Here is a 16,069-nt window from a genome sequence, read left to right on the forward strand (position 1 = left end):
ATCACCCAAGGCCCATGGCGATAATGGTGTGAACGATACCAGTACCCGTTATGGTACAGATAGTAATATCCTCCGTACATGATAATATCGTATGGCCCTCCATATGAGATCGAGTAACCGAGATCCGGCACATAAAAAAATTCCGGATTGTAATCGACCACAAAGCCGGGGCCTCCTACATTGACGTGCAAGTCAACGTCAGCAAGAGCTTGACCTGAAGGGCTGAAAAACAGTAATCCGGAAGCCAGCGTCGCCAGCAGTAGATGTTTTTTCATAATGTCTCCAATTGCAGCTTTTCTTTCGTGCACACAAAAAGCAGAGTGTTGGAAAAGAAGGGAATACAGTACAGCCTTACTTGATTTAATTGCTTATGGTGAGTAATAATACAACACCCTAACGATGATCTTCCAGATTTTAGTTCCGCTGTATGATTTTTATCAGGACGTTCAAAAGAGCCCGATATCACTTCTATTCTACATCTCGCCAACGCTCCTTAAAAGCATGCCGTACCATCCATACCAAAACTTGCGGCGATCATGACAACAGTAAGACATGGGCGCGACCATTACCAGACGGTTATAGTTTTCCCGCAAAAAAAATCCCGCAAAACCTTGCGTCTTGCGGGATTTTTCATTTCAAACCAAACACTGCCATTAACCCTGGCCATCACTTTTCCTCTTCCGGGAGTTCGATCCTGATGCAAAGCTCCTTGAGCTGCTGAGCGGTGACTTCCGACGGAGCGGCCATCATAAGGTCCTGGGCGGACTGGTTCATCGGGAAAGCGATGACTTCGCGAATGTTCTGTTCGTCGCGCAGGATCATGACGAGACGATCGAGGCCGGGAGCGATGCCTCCGTGCGGCGGCGCACCGTGCTTGAAGGCTTCGATCATGTGGCCAAAACGGGCATCAACCTCCTCTTTCGAGTAGCCAGCGATTTCGAAGGCCTTGTACATGATGTCAGGGCGATGGTTCCTGATTGCACCGCTCGAAAGTTCGATGCCGTTGCAGACGATGTCGTACTGGTAGGCCAGAATGTCGAGCGGGAATTTCGATTCGAGAGCCTCCATCTCGCCCTGCGGCATCGAGAAGGGGTTGTGCGAGAAGTCGATCTTTTTATCTTCCTCATTGTACTCGAACATCGGGAAATCGACGATCCAGCAGAATGACAGCTCGTCCTTGTCGAGCGGGAAGAGGTCGGCGAAGTAATTCCTCATGCCGCCCATGATCTTGCAGGTCTTCTCCCACTTGCCCGCGCCGAAAAATACTACGTCACCAGTCACGATACCGAGTCGCTCCTTGAGCGCATTCATCTCTGCTTCGGAGAGGAACTTCACCACCGGCCCTTTCGGCCCCTCCTCCTTGAACTGGATGTAGGCCAGACCCGCCGAACCAAGCTCGCGGGCGCGTTTCTCGGCCTTGTCGTAGAAGAGGCGCGACTCATTGCCCATGCCTTTGAGCACCATCGCCTTGACGCACGAGCCTTCCGCCGTGTTCGAGGCGAACACCTTGAAGCCGGAGTTGACGAACAGTTCGGTCACGTCCTGAATCTCCAGCGGAATGCGCAGGTCAGGCTTGTCTGAACCGTAGCGGTTCATCACATCCTTGTAGCTGATGCGCGGGAAGGGGAACTGCGTAATGCGCTTATGCGACATGTTCTCGACCAGGTGCTTGAACATACCCTCAAGAATGACAAACAGGTCGTCCTGCTCGATGAAAGACATCTCGATATCGATCTGGTAGAACTCGCCGGGGCTGCGGTCGGCGCGGGCATCCTCGTCACGGAAGCAAGGCGCGATCTGGAAATAGCGCGGGAATCCGGCCACCATCAGGAGCTGCTTGAACTGCTGTGGAGCCTGCGGCAGCGCGTAAAACTTGCCGGGATGCAGGCGGCTCGGCACGAGGAAGTCGCGCGCGCCCTCGGGCGAACTTGAGGTGAGAATCGGCGTCTGGATTTCGATGAAATCGAGATCGGTAAGATATTTCCGGACGGCGGCGGTGAGCTTGCTGCGAAAGATGATGTTTTCGTGCAGCTTTTCGCGGCGCAGGTCGAGAAAGCGGTATTTCAGACGCAGCTCCTCAGAGGTCGGCATGTCGTCGGCCACCGGGAAGGGCAGCGGATCAGCGTTGCTTTCGATCTGGATTGAGCTGACGACCACCTCGATAGCGCCCGATGCGAGCCTCGGGTTAACGGTTTCGTCGGAACGAAGCACCACCTTGCCCTCGGCGGAGATCACCGATTCGGAGTGCAGCGTTTCAGCAAGCTTGAACTGGCTTTCGTTTTCAGGCAGCACCACGAGCTGGCAGATGCCGGTATGGTCGCGAAGATCGATGAAGATCAGGCCGCCGTGGTCGCGGATGCGATGCACCCATCCAGCGATCCTGACCAACTCGCCTTCCGACTTGCGGTTCAACCGGCCACAATAGTGCGTTCTGAATCTGTTCTGCAAACCATCCGCCGTTGTTGGCTCTTTACTCATATAAATCGTGTATAACCCGTTTTGAAAGCCCCTGGGGACTCGTAGTGAAAAAATGTCATAATCCCGATCACTGCCGGAACAAGAATTCTATAAAAACGACCCTGAATATCAGGAATTTTGCGCGAATTCTAAAACCCTTTACGCTCAGTAAACCAGCTCACCGCCGAACTCGCTGATCAGATAACGCACGACCTCGTTCGTTTCCGACAGCTCTTTGAACATGGTGAAGATGCTCTTCTCACGGGTGCAGGCGTCGCGCTCGGCGTCGTAGCGTATGGCGAGTTTCAATGGCAGCCTGTAAAAATCGGCCATCTCGGTTTCGAGTAGGGCTGAGTCGTGCTGAAGCTCTTCGAACGAAAACTTCCGGCAGCACCCGAGCTCCACTACGCCCGAAGGGCTGCACGACATCAGCTCGGATGAGTGAAGATGCGATACCAGCACCTGCAATCCTTTGGCCGAGAGGTGTTCGAGGAAGCGCCCCCACTCCATGCGCAACTGTTCGAGCACCGCGACCGGCGCGCCACTGTCCGTCCCGGCAACGTTCTCCTCAACGCGCAACCGGTTTCTTGCCGGTAGATGCTGGTCAGCGTTGCTGCCAAATTTGGAGAAGGCCTGTTTCCAGGAGCCGAGGTCGATGGAAGCCGCCAGTTTCGATTCGGCTGGACGCGAAGAGGCACTCCCCTTCGTCGGAAGAGGAGGCGGCTCCGGCACCGGAGGCAAGCCGGACGGGGCCGTACCAGATTCCGGGGAAGATGCCGTTTTCGAGCGCCGGGTGGACCGTTCCGGCTTGAACGGTGCAGCAGATGCGGGCGCGGACGGTGGAGCTACAGGCTCAAGCTTTTTTTTTTCGTCCGCCGAAGCGGTTGGTGATGGCCAGACTCCCCTACCCAGTTCAATCAGCTTGAGCAGCGCCAGCTCAAAGCGGAACTGATGCTCGGCATAGAACTTCAGCTCACGCTGGGTCTGCATGAGAAAGTCGGTCATCGCCATGATCGCCGCTGGCGTCAGCCGCAGCGCGTCTCGCTGGTAGCGTTCTTTCACCGGTTCCGGACGCTCGATCAGCTTGCTCGACCGTAAATTGTGGATGATGAGAAAGTTCCGGAAATGCTCGATCAGCTTTTCCAGAAAATCCTGCTCGTCGTAACCGTTTCGGTTGACCATGCCCGCCACTTCGAGCATCGCAGCGGCATCGGCGTTGGCGATGGCATCGGTCACCATGAAAAAGTGTTCGTCGTCGATGTAGCTCAACAGCTCAGAGACCTTGTCGTAGCGGATGGCGCGCTCCCCCTCACTGTCGATAGCAAAGGCGATCACCTGGTCAAGAATGCTCTGGGCATCACGCATCGAACCCTGCGCCTTGCGCGCAATGAGCTGGAGCGCGTCAGCATCAGCGGTGATACCCTCGGCGTCGCAGATCTGCCGGAGCTGGCCCTGAATGCGATCAAGCGGAATGCGCTTGAAGTTGAAGCGCTGGCAGCGCGAGGCGATGGTGGCCGGAATTTTGTGAAGCTCGGTGGTTGCAAAGATAAAGATCGCGTGCGGCGGCGGCTCTTCTAGCGTCTTGAGAAACGCGTTGAATGCCGCCGTCGAGAGCATGTGCACCTCATCGATGATGTAGACTCGATAGCGTCCTTTCTGCGGGCCGTAACGCACGTTCTCGCGAAGCAGACGGATATCGTCAACACTGTTGTTTGAGGCGGCGTCAAACTCGGAGATGTTCAGGCTCGCCCCGGCATCGAAATCGCGGCAGCTCTCGCACACGCCACACGGCTCGGTCACCTCCTTGAGATACTGCGGATCGTCGATCATGCGCTGGCAGTTGACCGCCTTGGCAAACACACGAGCCGCCGTGGTCTTGCCCACGCCCCGAAGTCCCGAAAAGATGTAACCGTGGCCGACTCGTCCCATCCGTAGTGAGTTCTGGATCGTGCCGGTAATATGCTCCTGCGCGGTAATGTCGGCAAACCGTGAAGGCCTGTACTTTCGCGCTATAACCTGATAACTCATGAATCCTTTTCCGTTGAATCGTTCACCAGCGTAATCAGCGGCGTCTGCATCGCGCTCCTGAGCGCTTCGCGGACCTCTGCCCGGAGCGGCTCGAATTCGCGACTCGCCGGTCCTTCATCCACGCACCCGTCTCCATTGAAAAGCTCCCTCGGAAGCTTGGTGTAGAGGTCGTACAAGGTAACGGCGTGAAGATCTGCACTGATGGCAAGTCCACCATCGGCGGTCTTGTGCAGAATCCCGTTCTGCTTCAGAAAATCGACGACATGGCCCAATTTACTACGGTCGCCACTATTTTCCGATGCCAGAAGTTTTTTACCGGTCATAAAACTCCCGGATAGCTGTGCGCGCCACACTGAACGCAAGACGGCGACCACCTCTGGCACTCCCTGCAAGGGATCGAACTCCCGTGCGGGGCACACCGCAGGCCTGAAGTAGCCGAGTGAAAAGACAAACTCCGCGCCAGTCAGCACCACCACCCATTCGAGGTATATCCAGAAAAAGAGCATCGGAACGACCGAAAGCGCGCCGTAAATATGCTCAAAGGTGGCGAAACTCGAAACGTAAAAGGTGAACCATCTTTTGGCAAGCTCGAAAAGCACAGCAGCAAGCACGCCACCGGCAAGTGCATGAGTGAAGCGAACCTTGCGGTTTGGAACCAGCATGTACAGCAGAAAAAAGGCAATGACGGAGTTTAACACCGGCACATACGAGAGCACTCGCGCTTTCATTTCAAGCAGCGCCCCCTCTGCAAACACCGAATACCACACGTACGAGCTGGCCAGGACGCTGGTGCCAATGAAAACTGGACCGAGCGTCAGCACCGTCCAGTAAAGCGTGAAACCCTGCAACCTCCGGCGCGGGGTTTGCACCTCCCAAATATCGTTGAGCGTCTGATCGATGGTCGAAATCAGAAACAGAACGATGACGATGAGAAAAAGACCTCCGACGGTGGAAAGCGAAGAGGTTTTATCGATGAACTCCCAGAGATAGCCTTTCAGGATCGATCCCTGGGCGGGAGCGAAATTCTGGAACAGAAAGTCGCCAATGTACTGTTTGAGCGAAGCGAAAACCGGAAAAACCTTCAGGATCGACAGCGTCACCGCCATGAGTGGTACAAGCGAAAGCAGAGTCTGAAACGCAAGTGAACCAGCGCTCATGAGGACACGGTCGTGAACGAAGTGCCTCCACATGAACGAAAAAAAAGCGGATGACGACCACACCATACCGTGCAGGCGACCGCGTTCCTCTTTGCTGTTTTCTTTCATTGCCACCATAGAATCGCGTCCGGTTTCAAGCAATGCTACCATCCAGCGCCTTGACGGATAATAGCTGAGGGGCCGTTAGAGCAAGGTAGAGAACGCGGCATACAAAACAAAAACAGCCCATTGCACAATCCCGTTACACTTGTTTTCCCATGTATTTTTTATAAATTTTTCGCAGAAATCAATAATTGTTAATATCTGACTATATCAACAGGCAGACCTCTTGCATTCGGAAGTTATTGTCACCGTGCCGTGACGAAAAAAAGCCAATGGAGCAATCGGGTATAAAGGAAAAACGCATGAACCGGTTCATCGAACGCTGCCGGAAAGCCGGCCTGAAAGTGACGCCACAGCGCCATGCCATCTACAAACTGCTCATGGACTGCGCTGATCACCCTTCGACGGACTGGGTGTACCGGAAGATTACCGATACCTGGCCAACGATTTCCTTTGACACGGTGAACAGGACGCTGCTTCCCTTTTCCGAGATCGGCGTAATCGACATGGCCGAATCCTGTTCGCTCTCCACCAGGAGATTCGATTCCCAGGCCAACAATCACCATCATCTCCACGGTATCAGATGCGGCCAGATCACCGATTTCTGCGACGCGACTCTTGACGATGTACCACTCCCCCCCCCCATATCGGAAAACACGTTACCGTAACCGGCAAGCGCATGGTTATCAGCGGAATCTGCTCAAACTGCGCGGGAAAAAAAGCGGCATCGTAAGCGCATCTCCCCACCTCCGTTCAGGCTCTTCGTTTATAAAGCTTTTTCCTCAAAATCATAATTGAAATCGATTTATTTTTTCTACAACATCCGTTTATGATTCCGATCCGGACAAAAAATGCCCCCCGGCTTCACGACGGAGAGCATTGACATTTTTCGATGTGAGTCGAACGATCAGGCGATCTGGATGTAGGCTGACGCCTTGACGTTACAGATCGGGCAGTGCTCCGGCGGAGCGCCAAGCTCGATGTGACCGCAAACCGGGCAGAGCCAGATTTCAGTTTCAGCCAGGTCCTGTCCAGCCTTGACCGCTTCGAGCGCCTTGCGATAGAGCGCGGCGTGAACCTTCTCGGCTTCCACGGCGAAACCGAACATGCGCTTGGCCTTGTGACCTTCGGCCACGGCCTGCTCGAACATCGGCGGATACATTTCGTTGTGCTCGTAGGTCTCGCCACCGATGGCCGTTTCGAGGTTTTCAGCGGTCGAGCCGATAGCGTCGTCCGCGGCAAGGTGGCCCTGCGCGTGGATGCGCTCGGCCTGCGCGGTGGTTCTGAACAGCTTGGCCACGTTCTTGAAGCCCTCTTTTTCAGCCTTCTCGGCAAAGGTGGTGTATTTCATGAAGGCCTGGCTTTCACCGGCAAAGGCGTTCTTCAGATTTTCGTGTGTCGTCGGCATAAGTGAATAATTATGAGTTATGAATGGTGAATTGAAAATCATTTCCGCAGGAAGACTCCGAGGTCTTCGAGGAGCGCCTGAAGATCCTCTTCGTGGGTCACCTCGTCCTGAAGAATCTGCACGGCGAGGTTGTAGGTGACCGGATCTTTCATGCCGATCTCCTGGATGATGCTGTTGTAGGTAGTGATGGCACACTGCTCGCCGGAGATGTTCTGTTCGAGGATCATCTTAACGAACTTGTCGTCGGGCGCCTCGTAGCCGCAGTTGGTCCACTCGAACCACTGCTTCGGGCTGGTGAGCGGCGTGCCGCCAAGCTGAATAATGCGCATACTCACCATGTCGGCATGACGCAGTTCGTCCGCGGCGTGCTGCACCAGCTCGGCAATCACGGCGTCCTTCATTGGCCCCTCCACGATCTTGGCGCCGATCCAGTACTGGTAGTAGGCAAGCCACTCGTCGGCAAAGGCCTTGTTCAGCAGTTCAAGTACGCGATCGATGGAATCGCCTACGATTTCACGTCCTTTGGTTCCCATAGCGATATTGATTTTGATTGAAAGTATTGCTTCGGTTAGTATCCCTCTCCCCACGCCTCGAAGCGACAGGAATTGTGACTACTCATAATACTCCGTTTTTTTTGAATGAGTTCCACGCATTTGCCCGGAAACCACAAAAACGCCGAAGCCGCAGAAAATCGCAAAACGCTTAAAGATTGTTTTTATATTTGGGGCAAAAAGAACAGAATAGAGGACCGGCCTCGACGCTGCATTGTCAATCCCGGAGCCTGAACGCACAACTGGTATGGTTTTCCGGTCGAACGAAATCTTGCTAATCATGGAATTCACCCACCTCGATGAAAACGGCATGGTTCGCATGGCGGACGTTTCCGGCAAACCGCCAACACGGCGTAAAGCTTGCGCTTCGGGACGCATCGTTATGCTGCCGGAAACCATCGCGCTGCTCCGCCGAAAGGAACTCCCGAAGGGCAACGTACTCGCCGCAGCCAAGATCGCTGGCATCCAGGCGGCCAAACAGACCTCGACACTCATCCCTCTCTGTCACCAGCTTAACCTTTCGTGGATCGACATCGAATTCGAGATCGGCGACGACTCGATCGGTATTGCAGCAACCGTCATCACGCGCGAATCGACCGGCGTCGAGATGGAGGCACTCGCCGCCGTCTCTGTAGCGGCGCTGACCATTTACGACATGTGCAAGGCGGTGGACAAGACGATGGAGATTTCCGCCATCCGACTCGACCACAAAACCGGCGGCAAGTCGTCGGCAGCAGAGTATCACCCGCGCACGGCTATTCTCGTCATGTCGGACTCCATCGCAGCAGGCACGGCGACCGACCATTCCGGTGCGATTTTGCGCGAAGGTCTTCAAAAAGCTGGATGCGCGGTCGAGGCACTAACCATCACTCCCGACGAACCGGTCGAGATCGCCGCGACGGTCGAGGCCTGGATCGGCGAGGGCATCGAGTTCATCGTTACCTCCGGCGGCACCGGCCTCGGCCCGCGCGACCTCGCCATCGACACGCTTGCCCCGAAGTTCACCCGACGACTGCCCGGCGTGGAGCAGGAGCTGCTTCGGTGGGGGCAAACGAAAACGCGAACTGCGATGCTTTCGCGCCTCGCCGCCGGCGTAATCGGCAACACGGTGGTCGTCTGCCTGCCGGGTAGTACGAGCGCGGCCAAAGACGCACTCGAAGTGCTCGTTCCCGCCATCTTCCACGCATTCCCGATGCTCAAAGGGGATGGCCACGCATGATGACCGTCGTTCACGAAGCTCACGAAAGTAAACAAAAACAGGCCAAAACAATGACGACCGTTCACGAAGCTCACGAAATTATCGCCACGACGACACCCCTGATCGAGGCAACCGTCTCCGTTCCGCTGCTCCAGCTCCAGGGCCGGGTGCTTGCCGAAGATGTCCGTGCCGGATTCGCGATGCCGCGCTTCACCAACGCCGCAATGGACGGCTTCGCCGTGCGATTCGGCGAGATTGCCGATGCGTCGGACGGCGCTCCCGTGACGCTGCCGGTCTCGCAGGAGCTGGCCGCCGGAGCACTCAACGTTGCGCCACTCGAAACCGGAACCTGCTGCCGCATCATGACCGGCGCGCCCATTCCCGAAGGCGCTGACACCGTCGTCCCCTTCGAAGAGACCAGCGGCTTCGGCAGCGACGCAGTGGAGTTCTACAAAGCCCCGAAAAAGGGCGCGAACATTCGCCACGCGGGCGAGGAAATGCAGCCTGGCGCGCTGCTCGCTGCCGCCGGCACCCGCATCACGCCAGCGGAGATCGGCCTGTTCGCCACTTTCGGCATCGCCGTGGCGCTCGTGCGGCGGCAGCCGCGCGTCTCGATCATCACGGTTGGCGACGAACTGCGGATGCCAGGCGAACAGATCGAACCGCTGGCCATTTACAACAGCAATTTGGCGCTGCTCGCCTCGTGCGTCGAGGGTGCCGGAGCTAAAGTCGTCGGGATGCGCCAGTTGCGAGACAACCGGCAAGCGATCCGCGAGGCGCTTGCTTTGGCCATCGCAGAGTCGGACGTCGTCATCACCACAGGCGGCATCTCGACGGGCGAGTTCGATTTCATGTACGACGCGCTCAACGAGCTGGGCGTAGAGCAGAAGTTCTGGAAGGTGGCGCAGAAACCGGGCAAGCCAGTTTACTTTGGCACGACCGGATCGGGCAAGATCGTTTTTTCGTTGCCCGGCAACCCGGTCTCGGCGCTCGTCTGCTTCCTCGAATACGGCCTCTCCGCGCTTGCCCGAATGCAGGGCGTGGCGCCAGCCCCAAAGTTCACTGCGCTGCTCAACGAGCCGTTTCCCACCGACCGCAAGCGCCACCGCTTCCTCTTCGGCCGGCTCAGTGTTGAGGCGGAAGCGCTCCGCTGCCAGCTCTCGGCGCAGGTCGAGTCGTATATGCTGACGGCGCTCTCCGGTGCGAACTGTCTGGTCGAAGCGCCGCCCTCCGCCGAACCGCTCCCAGCCGGATCGCTCGTCACCTGCGCCTGGCTTCCGTGGGCAAACGCATGCTGAGCATGTTCCATCCTTTTGAAATCGCGCTCTGCGGCCTCTCCGGCTCAGGAAAAACGACGCTACTCGAAAAGCTGATCCGCCGCTTCAGCACTGACGGATTCGAGGTCGCGGCGTTCAAACACGGCTGTCACCGCTTCGACATCGACCGCGAAGGCAAGGACTCCGACCGCTTCCGGCGGGCGGGCGCGGTGCCGGTGCTAATCGTCGACCGCGAGAAGGAGGCGCTCATTTCGAGCGGCACAGGACGGCTCGACATCGCCGGATTAACGCTCAACGCCGACCTGCTCTTCATCGAGGGTTTCAAGGAGCTGCCAGTGCCGAAAGTGCTGTTGATCGACGAGCGGCGCGAGATTCTGCCGTCGCTCGAATCTGGCGCGATTCCAGAGGTGCTCGCGCTCGCGCACGACGGTGATGCGGAGGATATGGAACGGTTCGGCCTGCCACTCTTCCATCGCGACGACGTGGCGCGGATCAGCGATTTCAGCGCGGAGTTTTTTCGGCGGGCAGCCCAGAGCGTTCCGCTCAACGGACTCGTGCTCGCGGGCGGGCGCAGCTTGCGCATGGGACGCGACAAGGCGCAACTCCGTTACCACGAAGCAAGCCAGCTCGACCGGACAGCCGCCCTGCTCGGCGGCGTCTGCAACGAAGTGTTCATCTCCTGCCGAAGCGATCAGCTCGATCAATATTCAGATGCCAGGCTACCCGGAATCGCGGATAGCTACCTCGACCTGGGGCCGCTCGGCGGCCTGCTCTCGGCGCAGCGCCACGCGCCCGGTGCGGCGTGGCTCGTGGCGGCGTGCGACCTGCCCTTCATCGACGAAGCGGTGATCGCGGCACTCCGGGCGGGACGACATCCTTTCCGCTTCGGCACGGCGTTCGCTGGCAGCGACGGACGCCCAGAGCCGCTGCTCGCGATCTACGAGCCAAAATCGCGACGCCGCCTGCTCGAACGCCACGCCTCCGGCAACGACTCGCTCCGCGCGTTCCTCATGAACTCGCGGGTACAGTTCATCGAGCCGAATGATGCGTCGAAGCTGCGCAACGTGAACGACCCTGCGGCGATGGACGACGCACTCCGGGCAATCAGCAAGGGCGGCCAATGAATCGCGAATCCGCAAAACAGCTCGTGCTGACCGACCGCTTCGGGCGCACGGTTGATTACGTGCGTATCGCCGTCACCAGCGCCTGCAACCTGCGCTGTACCTACTGCCTGAAGGAGGACGCGCCCACGCAAACGCAACAACTCGACGTCGTCGAAACCTCAAAGCTCATCGCACTCTTAGCCGGAATGGGTGTCAGGAAAATCCGCTTCACCGGCGGTGAGCCGCTGCTCCATCCAAGCATCCCGGAACTGGTGAGGATCGCCAAAGCGACGCCCGGCATCGACACCGTCTGCATCACCACCAACGGCGTGCTGCTCGACCGGCAACTCGACGCGCTTGTCGAAGCCGGGCTGGACGGCGTCAACCTCAGCCTCGACACCCTCGACCGCGAAAAATTCACATCGATCACCCGGCGCGACCGCTTTGAACAAGTCAGCAAAGCGCTCGACCGCCTGCTCGCCACGCCCAGCCTCACAGTCAAGCTCAACACGCTCATGCTCCGGGGCATCAACAACGACGAAATCCCGGCCTTCGTCGAACTGACGCGCGAACACGACCTGACCGTTCGCTTCATGGAACTGCAACCCTTCGACGACCACCAGATCTGGCGCACCGGACGCTTCATGGGCGCCGAGAGGATCCGCGAGCGGCTCGCCGACGCCTACCCGGAACTCGAAGCCATCACAGGCCACTCGACCGAGCACTACAGCTTCAGCCTGCCCGGCCACCGGGGATCGATCGCCATCATCCCGGCCTTCTCCCGCAACTTTTGCAGCAGCTGCTCGAAGCTCAGGATCACCGCCGACGCCCGGCTGATCAGCTGCCTCTACCACCACGAAAGCATCGACCTCGCGCCAGCCCTGAAGGGTGAAATGAATGAAGTGGAGCTGAAAAAGCGGATCATCGAAGCTGTGCAGCAAAAACCCAAAGACGGCCTGAAAAGCAGCCACGACACCGCTGCATCAAGCATGTCGCAAATTGGAGGTTAAACTCCGAAGAATCGAACAGATCGGTCAGATCAGTCTGATCCGGCTGATCTGTCGGAAACCACCACCACCGGACTTCCCGGTGCTACGTGGCCACCGGCGAGTACCCGGCAAAAGATGCCCTCGCGGGGCATGATGCAGTCGCCGGTGGCCTGCTGGATGACGCAGCCGCCGTTGTGGCACTTTTTGCCGATCTGCGTCACTTCGAGGAGCGCCGCATCGCCGACCCGCAGCCGGTCGCCGACGGCAAGCGCGGCAAGCTCGATGCCCCGCGTCACGAGATTCTCGCCGAACATGCCATAATCGAGTTCCGGCAGCACTTCGCGCACCAGGTCGATACTCTCGCCCGCCAGCAGCGAAATCTGGCGGTGCCACTCCCCCGCGTGGGCGTCGCCCTCGATTCCCCAGCTTTCACGGAGTTCGGCGGACGGAACCGCCAACTTCACCGTCCCTTTTCCAACACTGACACAAATCGCTTCGAGAACGCCCATAAGTCATTTAAACGTTTGAATGTTCAGAGATAGCGCAGATTGATGGTCAGCTCCATCGTTTTTTTGTCAAGCACAAAAGAGGCATCGTCAAACGAGGGCGGACCGAATTTCGATTTGGGATTGTTCGAGGAGCCAACCCCCTCTTTCGGCATTCCGAGGAAATTGGCGTCGAGCTTGCCGTTGGCGTTCTCGTCGTGCTGAACCGCAACCGCATACGTACCGTAGGGAATATCACCGAAGACCACCAGCGGCTCCGAACCGGCAGCCGGAATTTTAGCTCTCCTGACAGCTCTTTCGTACTTGCCGGGAAATCCCTTTTTGGCATTGAACAGCGCCACGGAGAGGTTCCCGTTGGTGCTGCGCAAACCGGTAATTCTGACCGTGATAGCACCGCTGCCAGCCGGAATTGCAAGCATCTCCGGTTCGGCGGCCTTGACGGTTTGCCACACCGCAGGAAACTGCATTGAAAGCAACGCGATGATGACTATCCAGAATGCTCTTTTCATCTCTGACTCTCTCAAAAGGTTCTTTGAAACGTCACAGCTCGCGGCCCGGCTCCAGCAGGCGTTTGTAATAAGAGCCCGAGGCGTAGAGCGCGGCGGCGGGATTGTGGCCGAGCACCCGGTCCTTGACGATCAGCGTCGTGACCGGAGCGGCTGAGTGCTTCGTGAAAAGGCTGTCATGGCCAACGCAGAGGCCAATGACAACGTTGAGGTCGGTCGGCTGTTCGTTCATCACGCGGGCTTGCAGCACCGGATTGCAGAGCGATTCGTGGCTGCCGGGCGTGATCTTCAGCTCCTCGGCGATGCCGATTTGGCTTTTATCCACCGCGCCCGCCTTGCAGAGCGCCGAGAACGGCTCGAATCCGTTGGCTTCGAGAATCTTCGCGAAAACGCGCGCCTCTCCGGCGAGACCGACACAGGTAGCAAGGCCGATCCTTTTCGCGCCGATTCTCCGGGCAAAGGCAACGATCTCCTCGGCGCGGGTCAGCTTTCCATAGTAAAGCCCCTCGACTTCGGCGGCGGCGCGGGCAATCCTGGCATCGATACCGTCACCGCGGTAGAGGTCGAGGGCCTCATCGAGCTGCTCCTTGCCAATCACCTCCGAAAGGCAGGCGTCCGGCAGGCGCTTCTCCATCCGGTAGCAGCTCATCGTATGGCAATCCACGCAGCCGCGTTCGTTTCCAGCGTCCTCAGCCTTCAACTCATCGTTCATAACAGTCATTATCAAAATGGGTTACACGTCACTGCCGTCACTCGATCCGGGAGGCTTCCGGTGAGGCTTCGGCGGTGGCTCGCGTCCTCACGCCGGTAATAATCAGGAGACCAAGGCAGAAAAACACCAGCAGCGAAGCGAGCGCGACCTTCTGGCTGCCGACTTGGGCGGAAACGACACCGAACACCAAAGGACCGATGATCGCCGACGCCTTTCCAAAACTACCGTCGTAGAAGCCGAAAAATTCCGTAACGTGCTCCTTCGGCGTCAGCCTCGCCATCAGCGAGCGCGAAGCTGCCTGCGACGACCCCATCGACATGCCGGCAAGAAGGCCAGTCATGATAAAGGTCTCCTTGCTTCCGGAAAGAATCGCCAGCAGAATCACCGCGAACCAGATAAAGAGCGTGATAACGATGGTACGCTTCGGGCCGATCTTGTCGGTGACAAAGCCAAACACCACCGAACCAAGAATGGCGGTGGTCTGCACGGTCATGAAAAAGGTGATGAGTTCGCCCGTCGTGAATCCAAGCGTGTTCTGCGCGTAGATCGAGGAGAAGGCGATAACGGTCAGGATCGCGTCGTTGTAGAAAAAGTAGGCGAGCAGGAAGCGCGCGAGATCGGGATAGCTCATGATATGCCGGATCGTGTAGCCGACCTCTTTGATCGAGTGCATAAACGACGAGCCGCGCTCGCGCCGCCGCTCACCGCTGGATGAATCGCCCACCGAGCCTTTGGTGTCGCGCAGCATCACGAAAATCGGCGCGGAGAACACGGCGAAAAAGAGCGCGACGATGAGGAAACTGAGCTTCAGGTTGGGAATGTTGGCTGGCACAATCCCCTTTGAGAGCAGCGGCAGATTGATCAGGAGGATGGCGAACGCACCGAGGTAACCCATCGCGAAACCGTAGCCGGAAACCCTGCCGGTGCTTCGCGGCGAGGTGATCTCCGGAAGCCACGCATCGTAGAACACAAGGCCACCCTCAAAGCCGATGTTGGCAAGAATGAAGAGCACTGCGGCGAACAGCACCATACCCGGCCCGGAAAAAGAGAGTAGCGCCGTAGCAAGTACCGATATCAGCGTGAAAGCGAAGAGAAAGCGTTTGCGGCGGCCCGAGTAGTCCGCCTGCGCGCCGAGCACCGGCGAGATGAGCGCCACAAGCAGCATCGAAATACTGACGCTCGCGCCCCAGAGCGCGTCACCCTTGGGTTCTCCCTCGCAGATTATGTTCTTGAAGTAGAGCGGAAAGGCGAACGTCACCATCATGACGCTGAACGATGTATTCGCGAAATCGAACAGCAGCCATGAGAAAATCCGGGCCTTCTGCGATGTGTCGTTCATGCCCATCAGAAGGCTGGGTTACGCTCCAGCAAGATGCGCGAAAAGCGATTCGAACAGCCGCCTGCCATCCTCCGAGCCGAGCAGCTTCTCGCTGGCGCGTTCAGGATGCGGCATCAGGCCAAGCACGTTACCCTGCTTGTTGACGATACCGGCGATGTTGTTCATCGAGCCGTTGAAGTTGGCCTCGGCAGTTGCGTTGCCCCAGGCGTCGGTGTAGCGGAACACCACCTGCCCGTTCGATTCGAGGCTCTCGATGGTCTCGGGCGAAGCGTAATAGTTGCCCTCGCCGTGCGCAACCGGCACGCGCAGCACCTCACCTTTTTGGTAACGGTCGGTGAAGATCGTGGCGTTGTTGGCGACGCTGATGGTGGTCTGGCGTGAAACGAACCTCCGTCCGGCGTTGCGGATCAGGGCACCTTCGAGCAGGCCGCACTCAACGAGCACCTGAAAGCCGTTACAGATGCCGAGCACCGGACGCCCCTTGCCTGCAAAATCGATTACCTCGCGCATGATTGGCGAGAACCGGGCGATGGCACCGCAACGGAGATAATCTCCGTAGGAGAAACCCCCAGGGAGAATAACAGCGTCACATCCCTTAAGGTCGTGATCGTTGTGCCAGAGCATCACCGGCTTGACGCCCGGAAACGAAGCAACGGCATATTCGGTGTCGTGATCGCAGTTCGAACCGGGGAAAACCACGATTCCAACGGTAACATCAGCCATAGGAGGGTGAGAA

At 57.8% G+C, this 16,069-nt stretch carries 15 protein-coding genes and 1 pseudogene; 5 read left to right on the top strand and 11 right to left on the bottom strand.

Annotated features, from left to right (window positions below):
- Positions 1-8 precede the first annotated feature (8 nt).
- From AYT24_RS10685 to AYT24_RS06005, 4 genes and pseudogenes are all read right to left on the bottom strand, one after another.
- Positions 9-275: pseudogene (locus AYT24_RS10685) on the bottom strand (hypothetical protein); the annotation flags it as partial.
- 391 nt (positions 276-666) lie between these two features.
- On the bottom strand, positions 667-2,478 hold the full coding sequence (aspS, locus tag AYT24_RS05995) for an aspartate--tRNA ligase (RefSeq protein WP_010932992.1): 1,812 nt from the start codon (positions 2,476-2,478) through the stop codon (positions 667-669).
- Between the two features lie 144 nt (positions 2,479-2,622).
- Entirely contained in the window at positions 2,623-4,485 is a 1,863-nt protein-coding gene (gene dnaX, locus AYT24_RS06000; RefSeq protein ID WP_010932993.1) for a DNA polymerase III subunit gamma/tau, read from the bottom strand.
- Positions 4,482-5,750, bottom strand: a complete 1,269-nt coding sequence (locus tag AYT24_RS06005; protein ID WP_010932994.1) for a YihY family inner membrane protein — start codon at positions 5,748-5,750, stop codon at positions 4,482-4,484. Before AYT24_RS06005 ends, dnaX begins: the two co-directional genes overlap by 4 nt.
- Positions 5,751-6,046: 296 nt before the next feature.
- Here AYT24_RS06005 and AYT24_RS06010 point away from each other — a divergent pair, with 296 nt between their 5' ends.
- Positions 6,047-6,412, top strand: coding sequence for a Fur family transcriptional regulator (locus tag AYT24_RS06010; RefSeq protein WP_226986775.1), 366 nt, complete (start codon positions 6,047-6,049; stop codon positions 6,410-6,412).
- A 239-nt stretch (positions 6,413-6,651) separates the two neighbouring features.
- Here AYT24_RS06010 and AYT24_RS06015 read toward each other — a convergent pair whose 3' ends face one another.
- A complete protein-coding gene (locus tag AYT24_RS06015) occupies positions 6,652-7,152 on the bottom strand; it encodes a rubrerythrin family protein (protein WP_010932995.1) in 501 nt (166 codons plus the stop codon).
- Between the two features lie 38 nt (positions 7,153-7,190).
- On the bottom strand, positions 7,191-7,685 hold the full coding sequence (locus AYT24_RS06020; protein WP_010932996.1) for a ferritin-like domain-containing protein: 495 nt from the start codon (positions 7,683-7,685) through the stop codon (positions 7,191-7,193).
- Positions 7,686-7,983: 298 nt separating this feature from the next.
- Between AYT24_RS06020 and moaCB the strand changes: the two genes are divergently transcribed.
- The 4 genes from moaCB to moaA are packed head-to-tail and all read left to right on the top strand — an operon-like array spanning position 7,984 to position 12,291.
- Positions 7,984-8,922, top strand: coding sequence for a bifunctional molybdenum cofactor biosynthesis protein MoaC/MoaB (gene moaCB / locus AYT24_RS06025; protein ID WP_010932998.1), 939 nt, complete (start codon positions 7,984-7,986; stop codon positions 8,920-8,922).
- A 50-nt stretch (positions 8,923-8,972) separates the two neighbouring features.
- Positions 8,973-10,199 (top strand): molybdopterin molybdotransferase MoeA, encoded by a 1,227-nt coding sequence (glp, locus tag AYT24_RS06030; protein ID WP_164927020.1) that lies wholly within the window; start codon positions 8,973-8,975, stop codon positions 10,197-10,199.
- Positions 10,193-11,302 carry a bifunctional molybdenum cofactor guanylyltransferase MobA/molybdopterin-guanine dinucleotide biosynthesis adaptor protein MobB gene (gene mobAB / locus AYT24_RS06035; RefSeq protein ID WP_264357644.1) on the top strand — a complete coding sequence of 370 codons (1,110 nt, stop codon included), beginning with the start codon at positions 10,193-10,195 and terminating at the stop codon, positions 11,300-11,302. The genes glp and mobAB overlap by 7 nt, the downstream gene beginning before the upstream one ends.
- On the top strand, positions 11,299-12,291 hold the full coding sequence (moaA, locus tag AYT24_RS06040; protein ID WP_010933001.1) for a GTP 3',8-cyclase MoaA: 993 nt from the start codon (positions 11,299-11,301) through the stop codon (positions 12,289-12,291). Before mobAB ends, moaA begins: the two co-directional genes overlap by 4 nt.
- Positions 12,292-12,320: 29 nt before the next feature.
- Here the strand turns inward: moaA and AYT24_RS06045 are convergent, their stop codons facing one another.
- From AYT24_RS06045 to purQ, 5 genes are read right to left on the bottom strand one after another with little or no spacing between them, the layout of a single operon-like run.
- The gene (locus AYT24_RS06045; protein WP_010933002.1) at positions 12,321-12,779 is read right to left on the bottom strand and encodes an MOSC domain-containing protein; all 459 of its coding nucleotides are present in this window, start codon (positions 12,777-12,779) and stop codon (positions 12,321-12,323) included.
- A 23-nt stretch (positions 12,780-12,802) separates the two neighbouring features.
- The gene (locus AYT24_RS06050) at positions 12,803-13,285 is read right to left on the bottom strand and encodes a DUF2141 domain-containing protein (protein WP_226986776.1); all 483 of its coding nucleotides are present in this window, start codon (positions 13,283-13,285) and stop codon (positions 12,803-12,805) included.
- A gap of 31 nt (positions 13,286-13,316) precedes the next feature.
- Positions 13,317-13,994 (bottom strand): DUF1847 domain-containing protein, encoded by a 678-nt coding sequence (locus AYT24_RS06055; protein ID WP_164927021.1) that lies wholly within the window; start codon positions 13,992-13,994, stop codon positions 13,317-13,319.
- Positions 13,995-14,031: 37 nt separating this feature from the next.
- A complete protein-coding gene (locus AYT24_RS06060) occupies positions 14,032-15,339 on the bottom strand; it encodes an MFS transporter (protein ID WP_010933005.1) in 1,308 nt (435 codons plus the stop codon).
- Between the two features lie 12 nt (positions 15,340-15,351).
- Positions 15,352-16,056: a phosphoribosylformylglycinamidine synthase I gene (gene purQ, locus AYT24_RS06065; protein WP_010933006.1), complete on the bottom strand. Its 705-nt coding sequence runs from the start codon at positions 16,054-16,056 to the stop codon at positions 15,352-15,354.
- Between the last annotated feature and the right edge of the window lie 13 nt (positions 16,057-16,069).

The sequence above is a fragment of the Chlorobaculum tepidum TLS genome (assembly GCF_000006985.1).
GTDB classification, from domain to species: Bacteria; Bacteroidota; Chlorobiia; order Chlorobiales; family Chlorobiaceae; genus Chlorobaculum; species Chlorobaculum tepidum.

Coding starts and splice junctions, on each gene's coding strand:
- aspS (WP_010932992.1), bottom strand. CDS start 2,478: ATGAGTAAAGAGCCAACAACGGCGGATGGTTTGCAGAACAGATTCAGA.
- dnaX (WP_010932993.1), bottom strand. CDS start 4,485: ATGAGTTATCAGGTTATAGCGCGAAAGTACAGGCCTTCACGGTTTGCC.
- AYT24_RS06005 (WP_010932994.1), bottom strand. CDS start 5,750: ATGAAAGAAAACAGCAAAGAGGAACGCGGTCGCCTGCACGGTATGGTG.
- AYT24_RS06010 (WP_226986775.1), top strand. CDS start 6,047: ATGAACCGGTTCATCGAACGCTGCCGGAAAGCCGGCCTGAAAGTGACG.
- AYT24_RS06015 (WP_010932995.1), bottom strand. CDS start 7,152: ATGCCGACGACACACGAAAATCTGAAGAACGCCTTTGCCGGTGAAAGC.
- AYT24_RS06020 (WP_010932996.1), bottom strand. CDS start 7,685: ATGGGAACCAAAGGACGTGAAATCGTAGGCGATTCCATCGATCGCGTA.
- moaCB (WP_010932998.1), top strand. CDS start 7,984: ATGGAATTCACCCACCTCGATGAAAACGGCATGGTTCGCATGGCGGAC.
- glp (WP_164927020.1), top strand. CDS start 8,973: ATGACGACCGTTCACGAAGCTCACGAAATTATCGCCACGACGACACCC.
- mobAB (WP_264357644.1), top strand. CDS start 10,193: ATGCTGAGCATGTTCCATCCTTTTGAAATCGCGCTCTGCGGCCTCTCC.
- moaA (WP_010933001.1), top strand. CDS start 11,299: ATGAATCGCGAATCCGCAAAACAGCTCGTGCTGACCGACCGCTTCGGG.
- AYT24_RS06045 (WP_010933002.1), bottom strand. CDS start 12,779: ATGGGCGTTCTCGAAGCGATTTGTGTCAGTGTTGGAAAAGGGACGGTG.
- AYT24_RS06050 (WP_226986776.1), bottom strand. CDS start 13,285: ATGAAAAGAGCATTCTGGATAGTCATCATCGCGTTGCTTTCAATGCAG.
- AYT24_RS06055 (WP_164927021.1), bottom strand. CDS start 13,994: ATGAACGATGAGTTGAAGGCTGAGGACGCTGGAAACGAACGCGGCTGC.
- AYT24_RS06060 (WP_010933005.1), bottom strand. CDS start 15,339: ATGGGCATGAACGACACATCGCAGAAGGCCCGGATTTTCTCATGGCTG.
- purQ (WP_010933006.1), bottom strand. CDS start 16,056: ATGGCTGATGTTACCGTTGGAATCGTGGTTTTCCCCGGTTCGAACTGC.